This is a genomic window from Coprococcus sp. ART55/1 (assembly GCF_000210595.1).
GTDB lineage: Bacteria > Bacillota > Clostridia > Lachnospirales > Lachnospiraceae > Coprococcus > Coprococcus aceti.
In genome coordinates this window covers 1,757,115-1,777,645 of sequence record NC_021018.1, presented here as the reverse complement: position 1 = coordinate 1,777,645, position 20,531 = coordinate 1,757,115, and the positions used below count along the sequence as shown (strand labels likewise).

General features: G+C 47.3%; 20 protein-coding genes, 1 pseudogene and 1 other annotated feature (1 of these 22 only partly in view). Of the genes and pseudogenes, 15 read left to right on the top strand and 6 right to left on the bottom strand.

Translation table 11 applies throughout. The features are described 5' to 3' along the window. Nucleotides 1-18 (top strand) — a binding site (T-box leader) (it extends 198 nt beyond the left edge of the window). Between the two features lie 95 nt (nucleotides 19-113). The 7 genes from CCU_RS08150 (at nucleotide 114) to rlmD (ending at nucleotide 9,049) form a co-directional block, all read left to right on the top strand. Continuing rightward, nucleotides 114-2,756: a valine--tRNA ligase gene (locus CCU_RS08150; protein ID WP_015534254.1), complete on the top strand. Its 2,643-nt coding sequence runs from the start codon at nucleotides 114-116 to the stop codon at nucleotides 2,754-2,756. 130 nt (nucleotides 2,757-2,886) lie between these two features. Continuing rightward, nucleotides 2,887-3,195 carry a rhodanese-like domain-containing protein gene (locus tag CCU_RS08145; RefSeq protein WP_015534253.1) on the top strand — a complete coding sequence of 103 codons (309 nt, stop codon included), beginning with the start codon at nucleotides 2,887-2,889 and terminating at the stop codon, nucleotides 3,193-3,195. Nucleotides 3,196-3,227: 32 nt separating this feature from the next. Then, the gene (locus CCU_RS08140) at nucleotides 3,228-4,385 is read left to right on the top strand and encodes a THUMP domain-containing class I SAM-dependent RNA methyltransferase (RefSeq protein WP_015534252.1); all 1,158 of its coding nucleotides are present in this window, start codon (nucleotides 3,228-3,230) and stop codon (nucleotides 4,383-4,385) included. Next, complete coding sequence (locus tag CCU_RS08135) at nucleotides 4,382-6,076, top strand: lectin like domain-containing protein (RefSeq protein WP_119999243.1); 1,695 nt, start codon at nucleotides 4,382-4,384, stop codon at nucleotides 6,074-6,076. The genes CCU_RS08140 and CCU_RS08135 overlap by 4 nt, the downstream gene beginning before the upstream one ends. A gap of 39 nt (nucleotides 6,077-6,115) precedes the next feature. Beyond that, the gene (locus CCU_RS08130; RefSeq protein ID WP_015534251.1) at nucleotides 6,116-6,718 is read left to right on the top strand and encodes an XTP/dITP diphosphatase; all 603 of its coding nucleotides are present in this window, start codon (nucleotides 6,116-6,118) and stop codon (nucleotides 6,716-6,718) included. 56 nt (nucleotides 6,719-6,774) lie between these two features. Further along, the gene (locus CCU_RS08125; RefSeq protein ID WP_015534250.1) at nucleotides 6,775-7,311 is read left to right on the top strand and encodes a metallophosphoesterase family protein; all 537 of its coding nucleotides are present in this window, start codon (nucleotides 6,775-6,777) and stop codon (nucleotides 7,309-7,311) included. Nucleotides 7,312-7,396: 85 nt separating this feature from the next. Next, nucleotides 7,397-9,049, top strand: a complete 1,653-nt coding sequence (gene rlmD / locus CCU_RS08120; protein ID WP_015534249.1) for a 23S rRNA (uracil(1939)-C(5))-methyltransferase RlmD — start codon at nucleotides 7,397-7,399, stop codon at nucleotides 9,047-9,049. Nucleotides 9,050-9,191: 142 nt separating this feature from the next. On the opposite strand, the gene CCU_RS08115 is transcribed toward rlmD, so the two are convergent. The 6 genes from CCU_RS08115 to CCU_RS08090 all read right to left on the bottom strand — a co-directional run bounded on the left by CCU_RS08115 (nucleotide 9,192) and on the right by CCU_RS08090 (nucleotide 12,944). Next, nucleotides 9,192-9,476 carry a hypothetical protein gene (locus CCU_RS08115; RefSeq protein WP_015534248.1) on the bottom strand — a complete coding sequence of 95 codons (285 nt, stop codon included), beginning with the start codon at nucleotides 9,474-9,476 and terminating at the stop codon, nucleotides 9,192-9,194. 161 nt (nucleotides 9,477-9,637) lie between these two features. Beyond that, nucleotides 9,638-10,081, bottom strand: coding sequence for a hypothetical protein (locus CCU_RS08110; RefSeq protein WP_015534247.1), 444 nt, complete (start codon nucleotides 10,079-10,081; stop codon nucleotides 9,638-9,640). Nucleotides 10,082-10,084: 3 nt separating this feature from the next. Beyond that, a complete protein-coding gene (locus CCU_RS08105) occupies nucleotides 10,085-10,543 on the bottom strand; it encodes a DUF1700 domain-containing protein (protein WP_015534246.1) in 459 nt (152 codons plus the stop codon). After that, a complete protein-coding gene (locus CCU_RS08100) occupies nucleotides 10,540-10,899 on the bottom strand; it encodes a PadR family transcriptional regulator (protein WP_015534245.1) in 360 nt (119 codons plus the stop codon). Before CCU_RS08100 ends, CCU_RS08105 begins: the two co-directional genes overlap by 4 nt. 562 nt (nucleotides 10,900-11,461) lie before the next feature. After that, nucleotides 11,462-12,124: a sigma-70 family RNA polymerase sigma factor gene (locus tag CCU_RS08095; RefSeq protein ID WP_015534244.1), complete on the bottom strand. Its 663-nt coding sequence runs from the start codon at nucleotides 12,122-12,124 to the stop codon at nucleotides 11,462-11,464. Continuing rightward, nucleotides 12,105-12,944: a helix-turn-helix domain-containing protein gene (locus CCU_RS08090; protein WP_015534243.1), complete on the bottom strand. Its 840-nt coding sequence runs from the start codon at nucleotides 12,942-12,944 to the stop codon at nucleotides 12,105-12,107. Before CCU_RS08090 ends, CCU_RS08095 begins: the two co-directional genes overlap by 20 nt. 233 nt (nucleotides 12,945-13,177) lie before the next feature. On the opposite strand from CCU_RS08090, the gene CCU_RS08085 reads away from it, so the two are divergent. The 8 genes and pseudogenes from CCU_RS08085 to CCU_RS08050 form a co-directional block, all read left to right on the top strand. Beyond that, the gene (locus CCU_RS08085; protein ID WP_015534242.1) at nucleotides 13,178-13,798 is read left to right on the top strand and encodes a CHC2 zinc finger domain-containing protein; all 621 of its coding nucleotides are present in this window, start codon (nucleotides 13,178-13,180) and stop codon (nucleotides 13,796-13,798) included. Next, nucleotides 13,773-15,146 (top strand): DNA primase family protein, encoded by a 1,374-nt coding sequence (locus CCU_RS08080; protein ID WP_208896112.1) that lies wholly within the window; start codon nucleotides 13,773-13,775, stop codon nucleotides 15,144-15,146. Before CCU_RS08085 ends, CCU_RS08080 begins: the two co-directional genes overlap by 26 nt. Before the next feature lie 593 nt (nucleotides 15,147-15,739). Then, nucleotides 15,740-15,958: a hypothetical protein gene (locus CCU_RS08075; protein ID WP_015534241.1), complete on the top strand. Its 219-nt coding sequence runs from the start codon at nucleotides 15,740-15,742 to the stop codon at nucleotides 15,956-15,958. Between the two features lie 2 nt (nucleotides 15,959-15,960). After that, a complete protein-coding gene (gene mobV, locus CCU_RS08070) occupies nucleotides 15,961-16,947 on the top strand; it encodes a MobV family relaxase (protein WP_015534240.1) in 987 nt (328 codons plus the stop codon). Further along, the gene (locus tag CCU_RS08065; protein ID WP_054324429.1) at nucleotides 16,931-17,128 is read left to right on the top strand and encodes a hypothetical protein; all 198 of its coding nucleotides are present in this window, start codon (nucleotides 16,931-16,933) and stop codon (nucleotides 17,126-17,128) included. Before mobV ends, CCU_RS08065 begins: the two co-directional genes overlap by 17 nt. A gap of 87 nt (nucleotides 17,129-17,215) precedes the next feature. Next, entirely contained in the window at nucleotides 17,216-17,461 is a 246-nt protein-coding gene (locus CCU_RS08060) for a helix-turn-helix domain-containing protein (RefSeq protein WP_015534239.1), read from the top strand. Further along, nucleotides 17,448-19,115, top strand: a pseudogene (locus tag CCU_RS08055) (recombinase family protein); the annotation flags it as partial. The gene CCU_RS08060 and the pseudogene CCU_RS08055, both read left to right, overlap by 14 nt. 320 nt (nucleotides 19,116-19,435) lie before the next feature. After that, nucleotides 19,436-20,531 (top strand): hypothetical protein (locus tag CCU_RS08050; protein WP_208896111.1); only part of this gene is annotated, 1,096 nt, incomplete at its 3' end.

Below are 20,531 nucleotides of genomic sequence, written 5' to 3'. Positions count from 1 at the left end.
TATTTACTCGCCCTTCTGACAGAATGTCCGGAGAGCGGGTTTTTTTGTGAAAAATTTTGTAAAAGTATATATCAACATGTAAGAGATCAGGAAGAATAGAAAGGAAGAATGAGATGAAAGAGTTAGAGAAGACATATGATCCTTCCCAGATAGAGGACAGACTCTACAGAAAGTGGGAGGAGAAGAAGTATTTCCACGCAGAGGTTGACAGGAGCAAGAAGCCATTTACGATCGTAATGCCACCTCCAAATGTAACAGGACAGCTCCACATGGGACATGCCTTGGACAATACAATGCAGGATATACTTATCAGATTCAAGAGAATGCAGGGCTACTCAGCACTGTGGCAGCCTGGTACAGACCACGCAGCCATCGCAACCGAGGTTAAGGTTACAGAGAAGCTGAAGGAGCAGGGAATAGATAAGAAAGAGATCGGCCGTGAGGAGTTCTTAAAGCATGCATGGGCATGGAAGGAAGAGTACGGCAACCGTATCGTGAGCCAGCTCAAGAAGATGGGTTCATCCGCTGACTGGGACAGAGAGAGATTCACCATGGACGAGGGATGTTCCAAGGCAGTCAAGGAAGTATTTGTAAGACTGTACGAGAAGGGCTACATCTACAAGGGCTCAAGGATCATCAACTGGTGTCCTGTATGTAAGACTTCCATATCAGATGCTGAGGTTATACATGAGGAGCAGGACGGATTCTTCTGGCATATCAACTATCCTGTAGTTGGAGAGCCTGGAAGATTTGTGGAGATAGCAACCACAAGACCGGAGACACTTCTCGGAGATACAGCCGTTGCAGTAAATCCTGACGATGAGAGATACACAGATATAGTAGGAAAGATGCTGGAGCTGCCACTCACAGACAGACAGATCCCGGTTATCGCAGATCCATACGTTGACAAGGAGTTTGGAACAGGATGTGTAAAGATCACACCTGCTCACGACCCTAACGATTTCGAGGTCGGAAAGCGTCACAATCTTGAGGAGATAAATATACTGAACGATGATGCAACCATCAATGAGCTTGGCGGTAAGTATGCAGGCATGGACCGATACGAGGCAAGAAAGCAGATGGTGGCAGATCTTGACGCACTTGGACTTCTTGTAAAGGTAGTTCCACACAGCCACAACGTAGGAACACACGACAGATGTAAGACAACAGTAGAGCCTATGATCAAGCCTCAGTGGTTCGTCCGCATGAAGGAGATGGGTCAGGCTGCGCTTGACATCATCAAGACCGATGAGCTCTCATTTGTGCCTGAGCAGTTTGACAAGACATACATCCACTGGCTTGAGAACATCCGTGACTGGTGTATATCAAGACAGCTCTGGTGGGGACACAGAATCCCTGCATGGTACTGTGACGAGTGCGGCGAGACCATCGTCAGCCGTGAGACACCTACAGTATGTCCAAAGTGCGGATGCACACATCTCACACAGGATGAGGATACGCTCGATACATGGTTCTCATCTGCGCTGTGGCCATTTTCAACACTTGGCTGGCCGGATAAGACACCTGAGTATGAATACTTCTATCCTACAAGCGTGCTTGTAACCGGATACGACATCATATTCTTCTGGGTAATCCGTATGGTATTCTCAGCACTTGAGCAGACAGGCAAGAGCCCGTTCAAGCATGTGCTGATCCACGGACTTGTAAGAGACGATCAGGGACGTAAGATGAGTAAGTCCCTTGGAAATGGTATCGACCCACTTGAGGTTATAGATAAGTACGGCGCAGATGCTCTTCGTCTGACACTTATCACAGGAAATGCTCCTGGAAACGACATGCGTTTCTACTGGGAGAGAGTTGAGAATTCCAGAAACTTTGCAAATAAGATCTGGAACGCAACACGTTTCATCATGATGAACATGGAGAAGGCAGATTTCTCAGATGTGAAGCTGTCTGACCTGACAATAGCTGACCGTTGGATCCTGTCCAAGGTCAACACACTTGCAAAAGAGATGACAGACAACATGGAGAAGTTCGAGCTTGGTATCGCGGTATCCAAGGTATACGACTTCATCTGGGAGGAGTTCTGTGACTGGTATATCGAGATGGTTAAGCCTCGTCTTTACAATGATGAGGATGAGACAAAGGCAGCAGCGCTCTGGACACTGAAGACAGTTCTTATCCAGGCACTTAAGCTTCTTCATCCATACATGCCATTTATCACAGAGGAGATCTTCTGCAACATTCAGGACGAGGAGGAGTCGATCATGATCTCCAAGTGGCCTGAGTACACAGATGAGTGGAATTTCGAGACTGACGAGGCAGCTGTTGACACCATCAAGGCGGCAGTCCGCGCGATCAGAAATCTCCGTACAGGAATGAACGTACCACCTAGCAGAAAGGCAAAGGTTTATGTCGTATCTGCAAAGGAGGACGTGAGATATATATTTGAGTCATCAAAGAGCTTCTTTGCGACACTGGGATATGCCAGCGAGGTACATGTTCAGGAGGACAAGACAGGAATCGATGAGAACGCAGTATCAACACTGATCCACGATGCTGCTGTATACATTCCTCTTGAGGAGCTTGTGGATATCGACAAGGAGATCGAGCGACTTGAGAAGGAGGCTGCAAAGCTTGCCGGAGAGATCAAGCGTGCATCAGGAATGCTCGCCAATCCAAAGTTCGTAGGCAAGGCCCCGGCCGCAAAGGTTGAGGAGGAGAAGGCAAAGCTTGCGAAGTACACTGAGATGTCTGAGCAGGTTGCTGAGCGTCTTGCGCAGCTGAAGAAGTAATTATGAGGTCCCGACAGACGGAATTGGCTTTTCGCCTGCCGGGATCTTCGTTTTTATTGTGTCGATGAGACATTTCCTTCATATCATATAACAGAAGAGGTTTTTCTGTCGGTATGAAGGAGGTGGAGAAATGGGATTCACAAGTATTCCCATACGCAACATCATGCGTGAAGCTGTTGCAAGGGGCGGCATAATAGTGGATGTCAGGGATCGCGATGAATTTCTGGAGGGACACATCCCCATGGCGGTAAATATTCCATTTGAGTTGATAGAAGCGGGGGAGTATACTCTTCCCAAAAGCAAATATCTGCTGGTATACTGTGCTCATGGGGTGAGCAGCATGAAGGCTGCGCTCATCATGAGCGAGGATGGATACAGAGTTATCAACACGGTGGGAGGCCTGGCGCAGTACAGAGGCCCGCTCACAAGACAGCGATAGAACAAATATACAACCCACAGAAAGGGCAGGAAATGAGTAGAGTAGAACTTATAGCTCCATGTCATTTTGGACTGGAGTCGGTACTGAAAAAAGAAATACTTGATCTTGGATACGAGATAGTCCAGGTGGAGGACGGAAGGATCACATTTGCCGGAGACGAGAGTGCGATTGCAAGGGCAAATATTTTTATAAGGACAGCCGAGCGTATCATGCTCAAATGTGGCAGCTTCAAGGCCGCCACATTTGACGAGCTGTTCGAGGGAACAAAGGCCATCGCCTGGGAGAAGTATCTGACAAGGGATGCAAAATTCTGGGTGTCCAAGGCGACATCAAACAAGAGTGCACTCTTCAGTCCATCGGATATACAGTCCATAGTCAAGAAGGCTATGGTTGAGAGATTGAAGCAGACATACAGAGTGTCATGGTTCACGGAGGATGGCGCAAGCTATCCGGTGAGAGTATTTATATTCAAGGATATAGTGACCATAGCACTTGACACGTCAGGTGTGTCACTTCACAAGAGGGGATACAGAAAGCTGGTTGGAAAGGCTCCTATATCGGAGACGCTGGCGTCCGCGCTGATCATGCTCACGCCGTGGCACAGGGACAGAGTCCTTGTAGATCCGTTCTGCGGAAGTGGAACATTTCCGATAGAGGCTGCCATGATAGGCGCACACATCGCACCGGGAATGGACAGGGAGTTCACGGCCCAGGAGTGGTCCAAGATCTGTGACAAGAAGATATGGTACAATGCGGTGGATGAGGCTCATGATCTCATAGACCACGATGTGAAGATGAACATACAGGGATATGATCTGGATGGCGATATGGTGAAGTGTGCCATGGAGAATGCCAGGGCAGCAGGAGTGGAGCAGCACATCCATTTTCAGCAGAGGGATGTGAAGGATCTGAGGAATCCGAAGAAGTATGGATTTATAATCACAAATCCACCTTACGGAGAGAGACTTGAGGAGAAGGAGGCTCTGCCTGAGCTGTACAGGACCATCGGCGAGAGCTATAGGAATCTTGATGACTGGTCAATGTTCCTCATCACATCGTATACGGATGCGGAGAAGTATATCGGCAGAAAGGCCGACAGAAACCGCAAGATATACAACGGAATGATAAAATCATATTTCTATCAGTTTATGGGACCGAAGCCGCCTAAACGAAGGAGAGAAGAAGCTTGAAGAAATTTGTATATATAATTCTGATCCTTGCCATAGGTGCTCTGGCGTATTACGGAACAAAGGAGCCGTCGGGACGTCTGGAGAAGAACGAGGAGGATCAACACGCAGTTTCCGGCATGTCTGAGAAGCTTGCGGGCGATTACAATGAAGCGGGACTCACACTGTATGTAAATGGCAGTGAGGTGGAAGAGGACGAGTACAAGCCGTATGTAAGCAATAATCTTCACCTTATGATGCCGCTGAAGATGCTCAAGGATAAGATGAAGTGCACATACATAGAGTATGTGAATGGCAGTATCGTGATCAAGAGGAATGAAGGAGTCGCCAGACTGGTGCTTGATTCCCAGGATGCAGAGCTGGACGGCAAGGACGTGAAGATCGCGGATGCGCCGATAAAGAAGGATGACGAGACATTTGTCCCTATAGAGTATATAGCGGACACGCTCGACTATACATGTGAGTACAATTATGACACAGGCCGTGTATCCCTGCAGAAGGTCGGTGAGGACAGTAAGCTGCCGGCCGCCTACGACATGAGAAAAGAGGGCAGGGTCACAGAGGTCAGAGACCAGGGAGACTCGGGAACATGCTGGGCATTTGCGTCGCTGGCTGCGCTTGAGACAACTCTTATGCCGGATGAAAAGCTGCAGTTCTCTGTGGATAACATGACCATGAACAACGGATTTGGCGTTGAACAGTTTGAGGGTGGCCAGTACAGGATGAGTATTGCATATCTTGCATCCTGGAAGGGACCGGTTCTCGAGAAGGATGATCCGTACGGGGATGACAAGACGAACTCCAAGCTTAAGGCCGTGAAGCATTTGCAGGAGGCGGAGATAATTGACGACAAGAATCTGAAGGCTGTGAAAGAGGCAGTGTACACCAAGGGCGGTGTGGAGACTGCGATATACAGCGATATGATAGATGCCGACAGCAGCTCGGAGTATTACAACGAGGAGACTCATGCGTACTATTATGATGGTTCAGAGGGAATCAACCACGATGTGGTAATAGTAGGATGGGATGACAATTACAGCAAGAACAACTTTAACAAGGCGCCGAAGAAAGATGGTGCTTTTATCTGTAAGAACAGTTGGGGAACCGAATTTGGCGAGGATGGATATTTCTATATATCCTACTATGATGCGCATATTTGCGAGACCAGTGTTGTGTACACCAGACTTGAGGGTGCAGACAACTACGATAAGATATACCAGTCGGACAAGCTGGGCTGGGTAGGAGTTCTTGGATTTGACCAGGAGGATGCCTATTTTGCAAATGTTTACACGGCAGGCAAGAGCGAGGAGCTCAAGGCTGTGTCATTCTATGCTACTGATGCAAAGACGACATATGAAGTATATGTGGCTACAAATTTTGAGAACACTGACGATCTGGCAAATAAGAAGCTTGTCGCGTCAGGCGAGATGGAGTATGCAGGATACTACACGGTCAACCTGGATGATGTGGTAAAGCTCCCGGATGAGAAGAAATTTGCGGTCATAGTACATATAACCACGCCGGGCAGCAAATACCCGATAGCCATAGAGTATGATGCGGATTCCATGACCGACAGCTTTGACATCTCCGACGGAGAAGGCTATATAAGTCTGTATGGAAATCAGTGGTACAGTGCGGAAAAAGAGAGAAAATGTAACGTCTGCCTCAAGGCATTTACGGATAAGACAGAATAAACAGGAAGTGTATGTAAGCTGTGGGAAAGGAGAACTATTATGGACAAGCTGATATTTGCAACGGGAAATGAAGGAAAGATGAAGGAGGTCCGCATGATACTTGCTGACCTCGGATTTGAGATACAGTCCATGAAGGAGGCTGGGATCGATATAGACATAGTGGAGGACGGACAGACATTTGAGGAGAATGCTCTGATCAAGGCGAGAGCCATCAGCAAGGAGAGCGGATGCCTGGTGCTTGCGGATGACTCAGGACTTGAGGTCGATTACATGGACAAGGCGCCTGGAATATACAGCGCAAGATTTCTTGGTGAGGACACATCGTACAGGATAAAGAACCAGTACATAATAGACAAGCTGGCCGGGGTTCCAGATCCTGAGAGGACAGCAAGATTCGTGTGTGCTATAGCAGCAGTGTTCCCGGATGGAAGCGAGTATACGACACGCGGAACCATTGAGGGAATTATCGGATATGAGGAGCGCGGCGAGAATGGATTTGGATATGATCCGATATTCTTCCTGCCGGGAAAGGGCAAGACCACTGCGGAGCTTGATCCTGAGGAGAAGAACGAGATAAGCCACAGAGGAAATGCGCTGAGGCTGATGAAGGACGTCATCAGAAAGCACAGAGAGAATAAGTGATGGCAGATGATTGCAAATCACTGTGTTTGTTAGATTTTAAACAAGGGGGGGCAGAGATGAAAGTTCTGATAATAAGTGATACCCATGGCAAAAGCAGCTGCATAGAGCAGATATACGATATAGTTGGAGATGTGGACATGCTGATACATCTCGGTGATGTTGAGGGCGATGAGGAGCTCATACAGGATCTCTTCAACTGCGAGATCCACATGGTGAGGGGAAACTGCGACTACAATGCGGAACTCCCGATATATGATGAGTTCAACATCGGAGACAAGAGGGCATTTATAACCCATGGACACAGGTATGGAGTGAACAGCGGAACAGCATACCTGGAGGAACTCATAGATACAGAGGGGTATGATTTTGTGATGTATGGACATACCCATAGGCGGGATCTGACGACTTATAAGAATTCATATATCGTGAATCCGGGAAGTCTGGCTCTGCCGAGGGACAACCGAGTAGGAACATACATGCTGCTGGATTTTGACCAGCACGGAACGCCTTTCTTTGCGGAGAATGAGCTGCCGAATATTGATACACCGGAGGAGAAGAAGAGAAAGAAGTTTTTTGAGGATCTGTGGGGATAGGGCAGAAGTCGGCCTTGGGGGACGGAGAATCAAGAGTTTATGTCTTTTAGAGACTAACGAATATGAAAATGGCAGGTAAAATGATATGAAGAAACATGATATAGTTGAAGGTGTGATAGATACATATGAGTTTCCGAACAAGGGAAGTTTTCATATGGACGACAGAAAAGTAACAGTTAAGGGTGCGATAAAAGGCCAGAAGGTGAGCTGCCGTATAACAAAGCTGAAGAATGGCAAGGCTGATGGAAGACTTCTTGAGGTTCTGGAGAAGTCGGAGCTTGAGGATGCGCAGCCTGTCTGTTCTCATTTTGGTATGTGCGGTGGCTGCAGTTACCAGACGCTCAGCTACGAGAACCAGCTTAAGGTGAAGGAGGAGCTTGTGAAGGGGCTCCTTGACGGTGTGATCGACAGCGCAGAGCATCCGTACGAATGGCAGGGTATCCTTGCTTCGCCTGTGACAAAGGGCTACAGAAACAAGATGGAGTTCTCGTTTGGCGACGAGTACAAGGACGGCCCTCTGGCACTGGGACTTCACAAGAAGAACAGCACGTACGACATAGTACAGATGGATGACTGTTATATAGTAAATGACGACCTGAACAAGATCGTGAAATATACAGTGGAATTCTGCAGGGCAGCAGGACTTCCTTATTATAAAAAGATGCAGCATACAGGGTTGCTCCGCCATTTGGTGATCAGACGCTCTGCGACAAATGGCGATCTGCTGGTGAATCTCGTGACATCGACACAGAATCTTGATGCCCTTGACCTTGATGCATTTGTGAGAGGACTTCTTGATCTGCCCCTTGAGGGAAAGATCGCGGGAATCCTCCATACAGAAAATGACTCCATGGCAGATGCGGTCATCAGCGACAGGACAAATCTGCTCTATGGAACAGAGTATATATATGAGACGGTCCTTGGGCTTCAGTTCAAGATATCGCCGTTCTCATTCTTCCAGACAAATACCAAGAGTGCGGAGAGACTCTACGACAAGGCGCGTTCCTATGTGGGTGACACAAAGGATGCAGTCATATTTGATCTCTACAGTGGAACCGGAACGATAGCACAGCTCCTTGCACCAGTCGCAAAGAAGGTGATAGGAGTGGAGATCGTGGAGGAGGCCGTGGAGGCAGCTCGTGTAAATGCTGAACTCAATGGTCTTGATAACTGCGAGTTCATCGCAGGGGATGTCCTTAAGGTCATAGATGAGATCGAAGAAAAGCCGGACTTCATAGTCCTTGATCCACCAAGGGATGGAATCAATCCAAAGGCTCTTACGAAGATCATCAACTATGGAGTGAATGAACTTGTGTACATTAGCTGCAAACCGACTTCGCTTGCAAGGGATCTGGTGACACTTCAGGAGAATGGATATTATGTGACTAAGGCCTGCGCTGTGGATCAGTTTCCAGGGACTGTCCATGTGGAGACGGTTGTCTTGCTTTCCAAGGGAGAAATCGACTCGAAGAAGGTTCGTGTGGAGTTCTCACTGGAGGATATGGATATGTCCGGGTTCCAGAAGGGGGCGACCTACGAGCAGATCAAGGCGTATGTGTTGGAGCATACTGGCTTGAAGGTGTCTTCCCTCTACATCTCGCAAATAAAGCGCAAGTGCGGGCTGGATGTGGGGCAAAATTATAATCTGTCAAAGAAGGAAGATGCTAAAGTGCCAAAATGTCCGCCGGAGAAGGAAGCGGCGATCAGGGATGCGTTGAAATATTTTCAGATGATTTAAGAGTCTATTGAGCAAAAAAGCAGTAAATCAATTTCAGATTTACTGCTTTTGCTGGCCGGGCCGGTGAGCTACGAGCATTCATGACTTTTTGATAACTTGTTCCATACTGATATATTAAGCGGAAAGTTGTGGCCCTGTATTTTCAGAGGGAAACGAATGCTCCTTGAATATATCCCACAAAATATGCCATCGCTATACTCAGTGCAATGCAACATATACATAGTATTTCAGCAATTACCTTTTTTTCGATTATTTCATTTATGGACTTTCCGTAATCAATAGTAGACCATACCATTGAAAGCAAAAATAGAATTGAAATCCATTGAGTATGAAATGATAGTCCCATGCTAACAAATACATAGTTTGAGATGATGTAAAAAGCGCTTCTGACTACAACTTCTGTCACTTTTACAATCCGATTTCTCATAGAATTCTCCCTCTCTGATAATACTGTGGGCGGCAGCACTCCTTGCTGTCGCCCCTTGATTGCCTATCTGCAAAGGCGGGCGGGGCTGTCAACGGCGGCGCTTGCGCCGTTCATCTTGACCGTTGACTGGCTCGGCTGGCTTTGCTATTCCGTGATCTCTTTCAGTTATTGTCAAAGGAAATGTAGATAGTTAGACTATTGGGTATGTAGCTGATACTTAACCACTTTTCGTCGTTTGATAAAAGTGTCCCGATAGAAACATAGTTTTCTCCCTCGATTTCCTCTGACACATTTTCAATTACGGAAAAGCCTTCTTGGTTCAAAAGCTCCATATACTCGTTATAGTCGTTTTCGCTAATACCGGTAAGGTTGATATTACAATTCTCATGTTCTGTATCAAGTGTAGCCCATGCAACCGTACCAGGCGCAACAGGAAGCCCCTCTGTGTACTCATTCTCAGGCCAAACACCCTCGTCCAATTTTGTAACACTATTAGATTGCGTATTGTTCTCATTGCTTGTCGGTGTAGATGAGGTATTTTGATTAGAACACGCAGCCAAAAAAATCATAATCATGATTGTGAATACAGAAATATATTTCTTCATTGGTTACCTCCTGTTTTTGTGTATGGTTCGGATAATTAACAAAAGAGCAATAGCTGTTGCTGCAAACCCAATAACCAAAAGGATTTGCGAAATATCAAAGGCAAACGCGCCCTCAATCTGTATATTTGTTGTCGCGTCGGCTTGTCCGATTGCTCCTTCTGGTACTTTTCCTGATTGTGTAACAGCATATACCGAAAAGGCAGCAGCCGCGATAACAAGCGCAGCAAGAGTAGAAATGATACCGTTCCTTTTTTTCGATTTGGTGTTATCAATGCCAAACTGTTCTGCGGTGCTGTCTGCAAATTCTTTTGGCGTCCCCAAACGCTGGATAATCTGCTGCTCTGTTTCTCCATGCTCCATAGCAGACGCAAAAACTTCATTCAAGTCACGTACAACCTCTTTTTTCATTTTGCGTGGTAAAGATAGTTCCTTTTCAACCTGTTTGATATATTGTTCTTTCATTTGGATACCCTCGCTTGTTGATAACTTTCTATAAAGCCGTTTACGCAGTTTTCATAGCTTGACCAAAATAAGATTAGTTCATCAAGTACATTCCTGCCTTTATCCGTTAAAGAATAATACTTTTTTGAGCCGCCATTTGCCGCAGCCGGAGCCAATCGGCATTTGATTAGTTCTGCTTCCTGCAAACGATACAAAATGGGGTAAATGGTTCCCTCTTTCGCATATCCCAAAACAGACGCACTATTGTTCAATTCAGTTATAATTTCATATCCATAAGTTTCCTTGCGTCCGATTAGGCACAAAAGTATCATTTCCAGAGAGCCTTTTTTGAATTGCTGGACATATTTGTTATTCATATCGTCGCCTCTCTTTAGCTTTGCTATTTAGGCTCGCTAAGTAGCAACTATATTATATCTCTTCCGAAGTATCAGAGTCAATAGGCTTAACGAAAAAGTTACAAGATGTCTGTGTAAGGTAATGACAGAATAGCGGTGTGCTGGCGAACTATGCTTTATTTTGTTTTTTATCTAAATCATTCAATAGGGCGGTAGCATCCCTATTGGCAAGGGGATTCCAAAAGGGAACAGCGTTCTCCTTTGTCTGGGGTGTTCAGAGGGGATAGTGTTCCCCTTTGACCGGAAGAATCCAAAGAAACCGGCGGTTTCGTGGCACACGATTTTCCGTAGGAAAGTCTAGTGTGTTATACCTTTGTGGAGCAGATGGCAGCCGGAATTGTAGCACACCCTGAAAAGTGTGGCCACAGTTGCGGCGTTCTGGCGGGAAAGGTTGCCCCTTGCGGGGCAGCATAAGCGACAGAAAAAGGCTGGCAGGCGGTGCGGGCAAGCACTGTCTGTCAGCCGTGTCATTTGCGGAACAAAGGTATATCAAAGCCCCCGTCAGCCGCTGCTTCCCATCGTATCAGAACCACCACGGCAGCTTTCCGCGCAGGCTGTCCATCGCCTCGCCCTCCACCTTCTTTGTCCGGCTCTCGCTGAGATGGAAATGGAGCGCCGCGCCGATCAGCGGGTGCTCGATTCCATCGGTAAAGCCATAGCGGTACAGCAGATAGGTCTGCTCTCTGGCTGTCAGCTTGTCCAGCGCCGCATACAATTCTATCAGCTGCTCTTTTTGGATATAGATTTGCTCCGGCGTTTGGGTGTGAGGGTCGGCTATGGCTTCGATCCGCAGCATCCGTTCATCCTCTGAGAGAACGTCATCCAGATATACTCTCTGGAAGCCGGGGGCGTCTTTCTTATCCACCATCCGTTGCTCAAATAAACCGAGGGCGGCGCGGATGCAGTCCGTCATGGCGTTGCGGAGCGCCGGTGCTGCATAGGTCAGAAATTTCATGCCCCGTCCGGCATCAAACAAAGGGATCGCGTTCAGCAGGCCGATACTTCCCTCCTGCATCAAATCATCCAAATCAATTCCAATATCATTTTCATCCAGCCCCATGTTTCGGTATTGCTCCAGCGCAATTTTTCGGATGAATCCCAGATTCTTTTCCAGCAGAATGTCACGGGCAGCCGTATCCCCTTTCTGTGCCAGTCTGCACAGCTGCTCATTGCTCCGGGTCGGCATTTTGCTTCTCCTGCGCGTGGTCTAAGGTGGATTGGAGAAATTCCGTCAGCGCCTGACCGAACTTGTCTAATGCTTCCTTTTGCACACCGTCCATCCCCGCTGCGCTCTGGGTGACGGCGGCGGAAATCATTTCGGGCGTGATGGTCGGAGTATGAACATCCGCCCCTTTGGTGAGTTCGGTAAACATCTGCTGAGTGATGCCCTTGGTCAAGGACTGCGCTGCTGTGAAATCGTTGCCGATCTCTTTCTTCACTTCCCGCAGCGCCGCCATAAATGTGTTCTGTATCATCGTCAGGTCTGCCTGATATACGGGAACTTTCTGCCGGTTGACAGTTCTGGCCGCCTGCACCGCAGCGTCTGTTTTATTGTTTCGGCGCAGCATGGCGCTGAGAGTAGTAAGCATCTGGTTCTGTCCGGCGAAACCGGCGGCCAGCGTATCGTCAAAATATTGCTCAATCATATAGGTGACTTCTGCAAAGCGAGGGCTTTCCAAAAGGCGGTTGACGATCTCTGCATTGGCTTTTCCGGTGTACAGATTCCGCGCCGCCTGCACCGACAGGCCCAGTTCTTCAATATCAAAATTTGTCCGGTCGGGCGTGTTGACTTCCCCCAGCAGGAAATCTGTGGAGACTTCAAACACTTTCGCAATGCGGAGCAAATGTTCTGTGCTGATCTTATCAGTCTTACCGCTGACAAACCGGCTGATGGCGCTCTCGGTGCTGCCGATGCGGGTCGCCAGCTGTGCCTGGGTAATTTTATGTTCCTTCATAAGCTCCTGCATCCGCTGCCGGATATTGCCGGGCAGATAGGCTCCCTCCATGTGACGCACCTCTCTTCTGAAAACTCTCTTTATCCATTATACCTGATAAAACCAGCGCGGGCAAATGCTTTCCGCTGGCTTCGCCGCTCTGAGGTCTTGCATTTTTGCAAGATTTCAGGGCGGCGTTTTTTCATTTCTTGCACTTTTAGCGGATTTTTCGGTTTATAGGCTTTTTCCCCGTATATTCAGGCAGACGGGCAGATACCGTCAATAAATAATGGAGGACAAAGCCTATGAATTTATTTGAAACTGTAAAATCCGCTGTCACCGTGAAGCAGGCCGCCGAATACTACGGCTGTAAGGTCAACCGGGGCGATATGATCTGCTGCCCCTTCCACGATGACCGGCATCCCAGCATGAAGCTGAACAGGGATTATTTCTATTGCTTTGGCTGCGGGGCTACCGGGGATGTGATCGATTTTGTGGCGCGGCTGTTCGGCCTGAGCAGCTACGAGGCCGCAAAGAAGCTGGCCTATGACTTTGGCATCGACCCGGACAAGCCCCCGGCAGCGATGGCTTTGAAAAAGCCCTATCCGCTGGCGCAGGCTTTCCGCAACGATGAGATACACTGCCAGCGGGTGCTCTGCGATTATCTGCATCTGCTGGAACGCTGGAAGGTCGAATATGCCCCGCAATCGCCGGAGGATGAACTGGATGACCGCTTTGTGGAAGCCTGTCATATGATCGAGTATGTAAATGATTTGTTGGACGTTCTCATGTTTGCGGAACTTAAGCAGCGTGTGAAAGCGGTGGATATGCTGCTGAAGGACGGCACTATCACCGCGCTGGAGCAGCGGCTCAGACGTCTGGAAAAGGAGGTGCAGCACCGTGGCGAAGAACGAGCAATCGCGTGAGGCCAACCAGCCCATCTGGTTTGACGGCAAGAGTATCAATGAAGCCCTGTTTTGTGATGATTTTCTCGGCAGACACAAAATCATCTACACAAACGGAGCTTTTTTCACGCCTGATGGCCGCGTGACCGATGAGCTGCCACTGCGTGGAGAAATTTTTGAGGAACTGAAATGCTGTGCGGTCAGCAATATCCCCCGCAAAATCAGCAATATCGTGGAGCTGATGAAGCTGGCGGCGCTGGTAGAGGATTTCCCGCCGGAGGCTGACCGCATTCATCTGGCAAACGGCACGTTGTTTCTGGATGGCTCCTTTACGGAGGGAAAACCGGACATCGTGCGTTGCCGCCTGCCGGTGGCCTATAATCCCGATGCGCCCACGCCGACCCGCTGGCTGGCTTTTCTGGATGGGCTTCTTTACCCGGAGGACATTCCCACTTTGCAGGAATATATCGGCTACTGCCTGATCCCCAGCAACAAGGGACAGCGCATGATGGTCATTAAGGGCAATGGCGGCGAGGGTAAGAGCCAGATCGGCGCGGTGCTGTCCGCCCTGTTCGGCAGCAACATGAAGGACGGCAGCATCGGCAAAATTTCCGAGAACCGTTTTGCCCGCGCTGATCTGGAACACATTCTGCTGTGTGTCGATGATGATATGCGGATGGAGGCCCTGCGGCAGACCAACTATGTCAAATCCATCGTCACCGCACAGGGTAAAATGGATTTGGAGCGTAAAGGCAAGCAGAGCTATCAGGGATGGATGTGCGCCCGGCTGCTGGCATTCAGCAATGGCGACTTGCAGGCTCTCTTTGACCGCAGTGATGGCTTTTATCGGCGGCAGTTGGTGCTGACCGCCAAAGAGAAACCTGCCGACCGTGTGGATGATCCCGACCTGGCAGAGAAGATGAAGGCCGAGGTGGAGGGCATTCTGCTGTGGGCTTTTGCGGGATTGCAGCGGTTGGTAGCGAACAACTTCAAGTTCACCGAGAGCCAGCGCACCAAAGAGAACCGGGAGGCCGTCAAGCGGGACAACAATAATGTGTTTGATTTTCTGGAATCCGAGGGCTATATCCAGCTGAAAGCGGATGCGTCCATCAGTTCAAAGGATTGCTACGACATTTACCGGATGTGGTGCGAGGAAAATAGCCTGACTGCACTCAAACGCCGCAGCTTCAGCGATGCGCTGGTGGCAGCCTGCGGTAAGTACAATCTGGAACACTGCAACACGATTACCAATTCGGCAGGACGCCGGGTATGGGGCTTTATGGGGATCGAGGCAGTGGCAAGGCCGCATATAAACGAGTTTACGGACGCTTCACAGTGTACGTACGTACCGGAAGACTGGCGGGATTGATTTCCGATCTGGTCGCCGGTACGTATGTACGCAGCGATTGACCCTGTTACCTCATATATTGTAGAGGCGCTTCATTTGGATAAAGTGGTCGTGCCCATTTTGGGTACACCTATTTTGATGTGTAAAAGTGGTTATGGATATTTTGTCCACCACCAGAACCGTGAAATTCTTCGCGCTTTTGTGCTGTGAAGTAGGTGTGGTCATTTTGACCACACCTGAAGCGGTCAGTAAAAGCGGTGATTTTGCAGGCATATTTTAGAGCAATCTCAAAACAGCGAAATGTTTCTCTTTTATCCGTATACAGTTCGCCGGATGGTGGCTCACGGAACGACGTACAGATTGCAGCATTTTGTGACAATACAGCCCGAACAGTGAAAAGTCCCGCATTTCTGTGAAGTCGAATATTCCGCCGTTGACCAACGATACGCAGGGAATCATTTCTATCGCAAAACAGCATTTGCACAAATTTCACCATTGACCAAAGCCGGTGCGCTCCCCAGCGTAGCCGGTTCTTTTTATGACGCAACCGAAAATCATGTTTTATCTATCAAGTGACAAAGGGCTTCACTTGCGAAAATGGAGGAATATATTTTATGAAGTCAAGTATCCGAAACGAAATCAAGGCGCAGATCATCCGCGCCGGTTACACCATGCAGGAAGTCGTTGACCAGCTGCACGATGAGTATGGGTGGAGCGACAGCGTATCCAATCTTTCCGGAAAATTGCAGCGGGAATCGCTGCGGTATCGGGAGGCCGTGGAGTTGGCTGACGTGCTGGGATATGACATTGTCTGGCAGAAACGGAGGGATTGAGTATGGAAAAAGCACAATACGCGATTATGCGATTTGCCAAATATAAGGGGCCTGAAATCGGCAATATCGAGGCCCATAACGAGCGCACAAAGGAAAAGTACGCCAGTAATCCCGATGTGGATACCAGCCGAAGCAAGTACAACTTCCATCTGGTCAAACCGCCCGGCAAGTACCGGGCCGAGTCAGAGAGGCAAATTGCCGCTGCCGGATGCCGTACCCGGAAAGACAGTATCCGTATGATCGAGACGCTGTTCACAGCCAGCCCGGAGTTCTTTAAGGGAAAGAAACGGGCGGAAATTCGGGTATTTTTCGAGGAAGCTCTGCACTTTCTGGAACAGCATCAGTCCAAAGAGACAATTATATCCGCCGTGGTGCATATGGACGAGAAAACGCCCCATATGCACCTTTGTTTTGTCCCTTTGACGGAGGACGGCAGGCTCAGCGCCAAAGACATCATGGGCAATAAAAAGAAGCTGACCTGGTGGCAGGATGAGTTTTGGAAACACATGGTCAAGAAGTTTCCAGATTTGGAGCGTGGCGAGAGCGCCAGCCTGACCGGGCGCGACCATATCCCGCCCCGCGTATTTAAGGAGATGACCAGACTGACCAAACAGAAAAGCAAACTGGAGGATCTGCTCACTGGAATCAATCCCTTTAACGCCAAAAGCCGGGCGGAGGAAATCTGCAAGATTCTGGATAGCTATATTCCCAGCGTGGAGAAGATGGACACGCTGCTGCGGAAATATGGCGTGGCTTTTACGAAAACAGCATCCGAAAACAAAAAGCTGAAAACGAAAAATGCCGAGCTGGAAGAATCTCTTGCATCGGCGCAGAAGGTCAGCACCCTAAAGCAGATCGAAGACCTCAAGCTGCGGCGCGACTATGACAGTGCCGTGGCGATTTTGGAACAGATACCGGCAGAAGTTTTGAACATCTATGCGCAGAGCAGCCATAGAGGAAAGGAGCGGCCTATTGAGCAAAGTTTATGATGATCCAAAATATAATGCGGCATTTGACCGCTGTGTTGATGTGATGGCGCGGCTGTTGCAGAAGTACGGGCCGCAGCTGTTGGAGCAGATGCAGGAGACTGCGAAGGATGGCTGTACACAGTCTGCGGTATCAGGAAAGCAACCCGTTCCTGTGTATCAGGAATTTGACAAAGCCGCTTGATGTAAATTGAATTTACACGTTGCGTATTTGATTGGCGTATGCTATAATAAATACGCAACGTGTATTTTGCTTTATGGGGTAAATGAAATGGACTGCAAAACCAAAATAAAAGAACTGCGGGAAAGCACCGGCATGAACCGCAAGGAATTTTGTAAATATTTTCGGATTCCCTATCGGACTGTGACAGAGTGGGAACTGGATAACCGCCATGCGCCTGAATATGTACTCCGTTTGTTGGAGTACTACATTCAGAATGAAGGTCTGGCGAAGAAGAAAGTTACGGATGAATGTTCAGAGATGGAAGAAAGGGGCGGCCTGCATGAAAAAAACTAAAACAAAATGCTATCTCTACACACGGGTATCTACTTCCATGCAGGTGGACGGATACAGTCTGGATGCTCAGCGAGACAAGCTGCGGAAATACGCTGAATACGAAGATATGGTAGTGGCCGGTGAATATTCTGACGAAGGCTTTTCCGGTAAGAATATTCAGGGCAGACATGAATTTCAGCGGATGCTGCAAGACATTCAGGACTGCAAAGACGGAGTGGAATATGTACTGGTATTCAAGTTGTCCCGGTTTGGCAGGAATGCCGCTGACGTGCTAAATTCCTTGCAGCTGATGCAGGATTTCGGTGTCAATCTGATTTGTGTGGAAGACGGCATTGACAGTTCCAAAGATTCCGGCAAGCTGATGATTTCTGTCCTTTCTGCGGTGGCAGAGATAGAGCGTGAGAATATTCGGACCCAGACGATGGCCGGACGGGAGCAGAAAGCCCGTGAAGGAAAATGGAACGGTGGCTTTGCCCCTTATGGATACCGCCTTGAAAAAGGCGAACTGTTGATTGCTGAGGATGAAGTGGACGTGATCCGCACCATCTTTGACCGCTATATTCACACCAACGATGGTGTTAGCGGCGTGGCGAAATATCTGAACCGGCAGGGCTTTGTGAAAAAGATGCGGCAGAACGGTACTATTCCCGGTTTTTCCGCCAGCTTTGTGAAAAGTATCATTGATAATCCGGTATATATGGGGAAAATCGCCTATGGCAGACGCCGGACAGAGAAGAAGATCGGCACCCGAAATGAGATGCACGTGGTTGAGCAGTCGGAGTTCCCCGTGTACGAGGGAAAGCATGAGGCTATCATTTCAGAAGAAGATTGGAATCTCGCGCAGGAGAAACGGAAAGTCAATGCTTATCGGCGTGAGAAGGTCAACGATCCTACCCATGCACATATTCTGTCCGGCATTCTGAAATGCCCTTGCTGCGGCAAAAGCCTGTACGGGAATATTGCAAAAGCCCACAGCAAGGACAAAAAGACCCGCTATTACTATTACTGCAAGAATACGGTAACGCCAACAGGCCACGAGTGCACTTTCCGGCTGAACATTGAACAGACAGAGATGAACCGCATGGTAGCGTCAATTATCTCCGCTATGGTCAGCAACCCACGGTTTGCGGATGCAATCAAGGCGAAAATTGGCTCCGCTGTCGATACGAACGACTTAGAGAAACAGCTGGAAGCGTTGCAAGCGCAGCTTCGGCAGACGTTAGGCACAAAAGCCCGCCTGGAACGGCAGATGGACGGTTTGGATGTGAATGACCCGTATTATGACCGGAAAATTTCTGATTTGCAGCGCCGCTATGACGAGCAATATGGCGCAATAGATGAGATTGAAGTCCAGATTGACGATGTGCAAAGCCAGATACGGAGTATCCGACAGGAGAAAATTTCTGGCGACAACATCTATCGCTTACTGTTGGCGTTCGATCAGGTCTATGAAGCCGCCTCCGAGGTGGAGCGAAAAGAATTTATGCGGGCATTTATCGAGCGAATCGAGTTGTTCCCGGAAAGGCAGCCGGATGGCAACTGGATCAGGAAGATTATCTTCAACTTCCCCGTTCCAGTGAATGGGACAGAAGTGAAAGAATTGCCCTTGGAAAATGAAACAATGGTCGAGACGGTTGTCAAATTATCCCTCAAAAAAGATACACCTAAGATTGAGGTTATAATGAAGCCTGATGAAGAGAGTAATTACACACCAGAAGAAAAAGCTACATATCCGAAGATTAAGGAATATGTGAAGAACAAGTATGGTGTGAATGTGCATACTTCTTACATTGCACAGGTTAAGAGGATGTGTGGACTGGATATGGGTGAGAACTATAATAAGTCTAAGAAAGAGAACCCAGAAGTGAATCAGTGTCCACAGGAAAAGGTGGAGTATATTAAGGATGCGTTGAGGCATTTTGGAGTAATATAGACTAAGTAAACAATGTTTATAATAAAAGTAAAGGAAAAACAATGAATAATATAAATTATGGAAAATCTATTTTGCTAAAAAATGAATTTTATACCAAGTACCAAAAAACTATTGAAGATTTTGAAAAATATAGAAAAACAGTATTGCCATTATGTGCAGCTGAGAATATTATTTCAGAATTTTCTAAAATGCCATTGTCATATGGCTTACAGGAAAGATATATATTAGGTGGTTTTTTGAATTACGATGAGGATAATAACATGGTTGGCAGTAAGAAATTATTGCCATTTTATGAAATAGTAAGTGAACAATGTAGCAAATTATTTGGTGCATATTATACAGATTGCCGTTCATTATCAGGTATGAATGCATTACAGAACATTTTATTATCATTGGTAAAGCAGAACGATAATATCCTGATTTTGTCACCAGAAAGTGGAGGTCATGCATCATTGCCTAATATATTAGACAGATTAAATATAAATTATATTGAGGCACCATTTGACTACGATATCAGTGATTATGATTATGATGGTGTTAATAGCATTTTAGAAGAACACGATATTAATTTTGTACTATTTGCTCCTACCGATATAATATTTCTTCCAATTTTTAATAAATTACACTTGCCATCAAACACTGTTTTAATATTTGATGCATCACAGGTATTGGCATATTATATTAATAATATAAGAGAAAACCCTTTGTATATGAATAATAAAGTCATATTAATGGGTGGAACTCATAAAACTATACCAGGTGTGGCGAAAGCACTCATAATGACAAATGATGAAGAATTAGCATATAAAATTGATGAGACAATTAATCCATTATATTTGAGAAATACTCATATGCAAAATGTTGCCAGTCTTATTTTGACATTGATTGAGATGGAGTATTTTTCGGAAAAATATTGCACTAACATGACAAAAAATAGTAATTACCTAGGGAAAAAATTAGATGAATTGGGGTTGCAAGTTATCAATCGACAAGGAATATATTCACAAACACATCAATTATTTCTTCATATGTCAAGGTCAGAAAGAGATTCATTTTTTTGTAGAGCAAACCAGTTAGGGGTTTCATTGAATAAAAAAGATAAAAGATTGTTTAAAGGAAGTGGAATTAGGCTTGGAA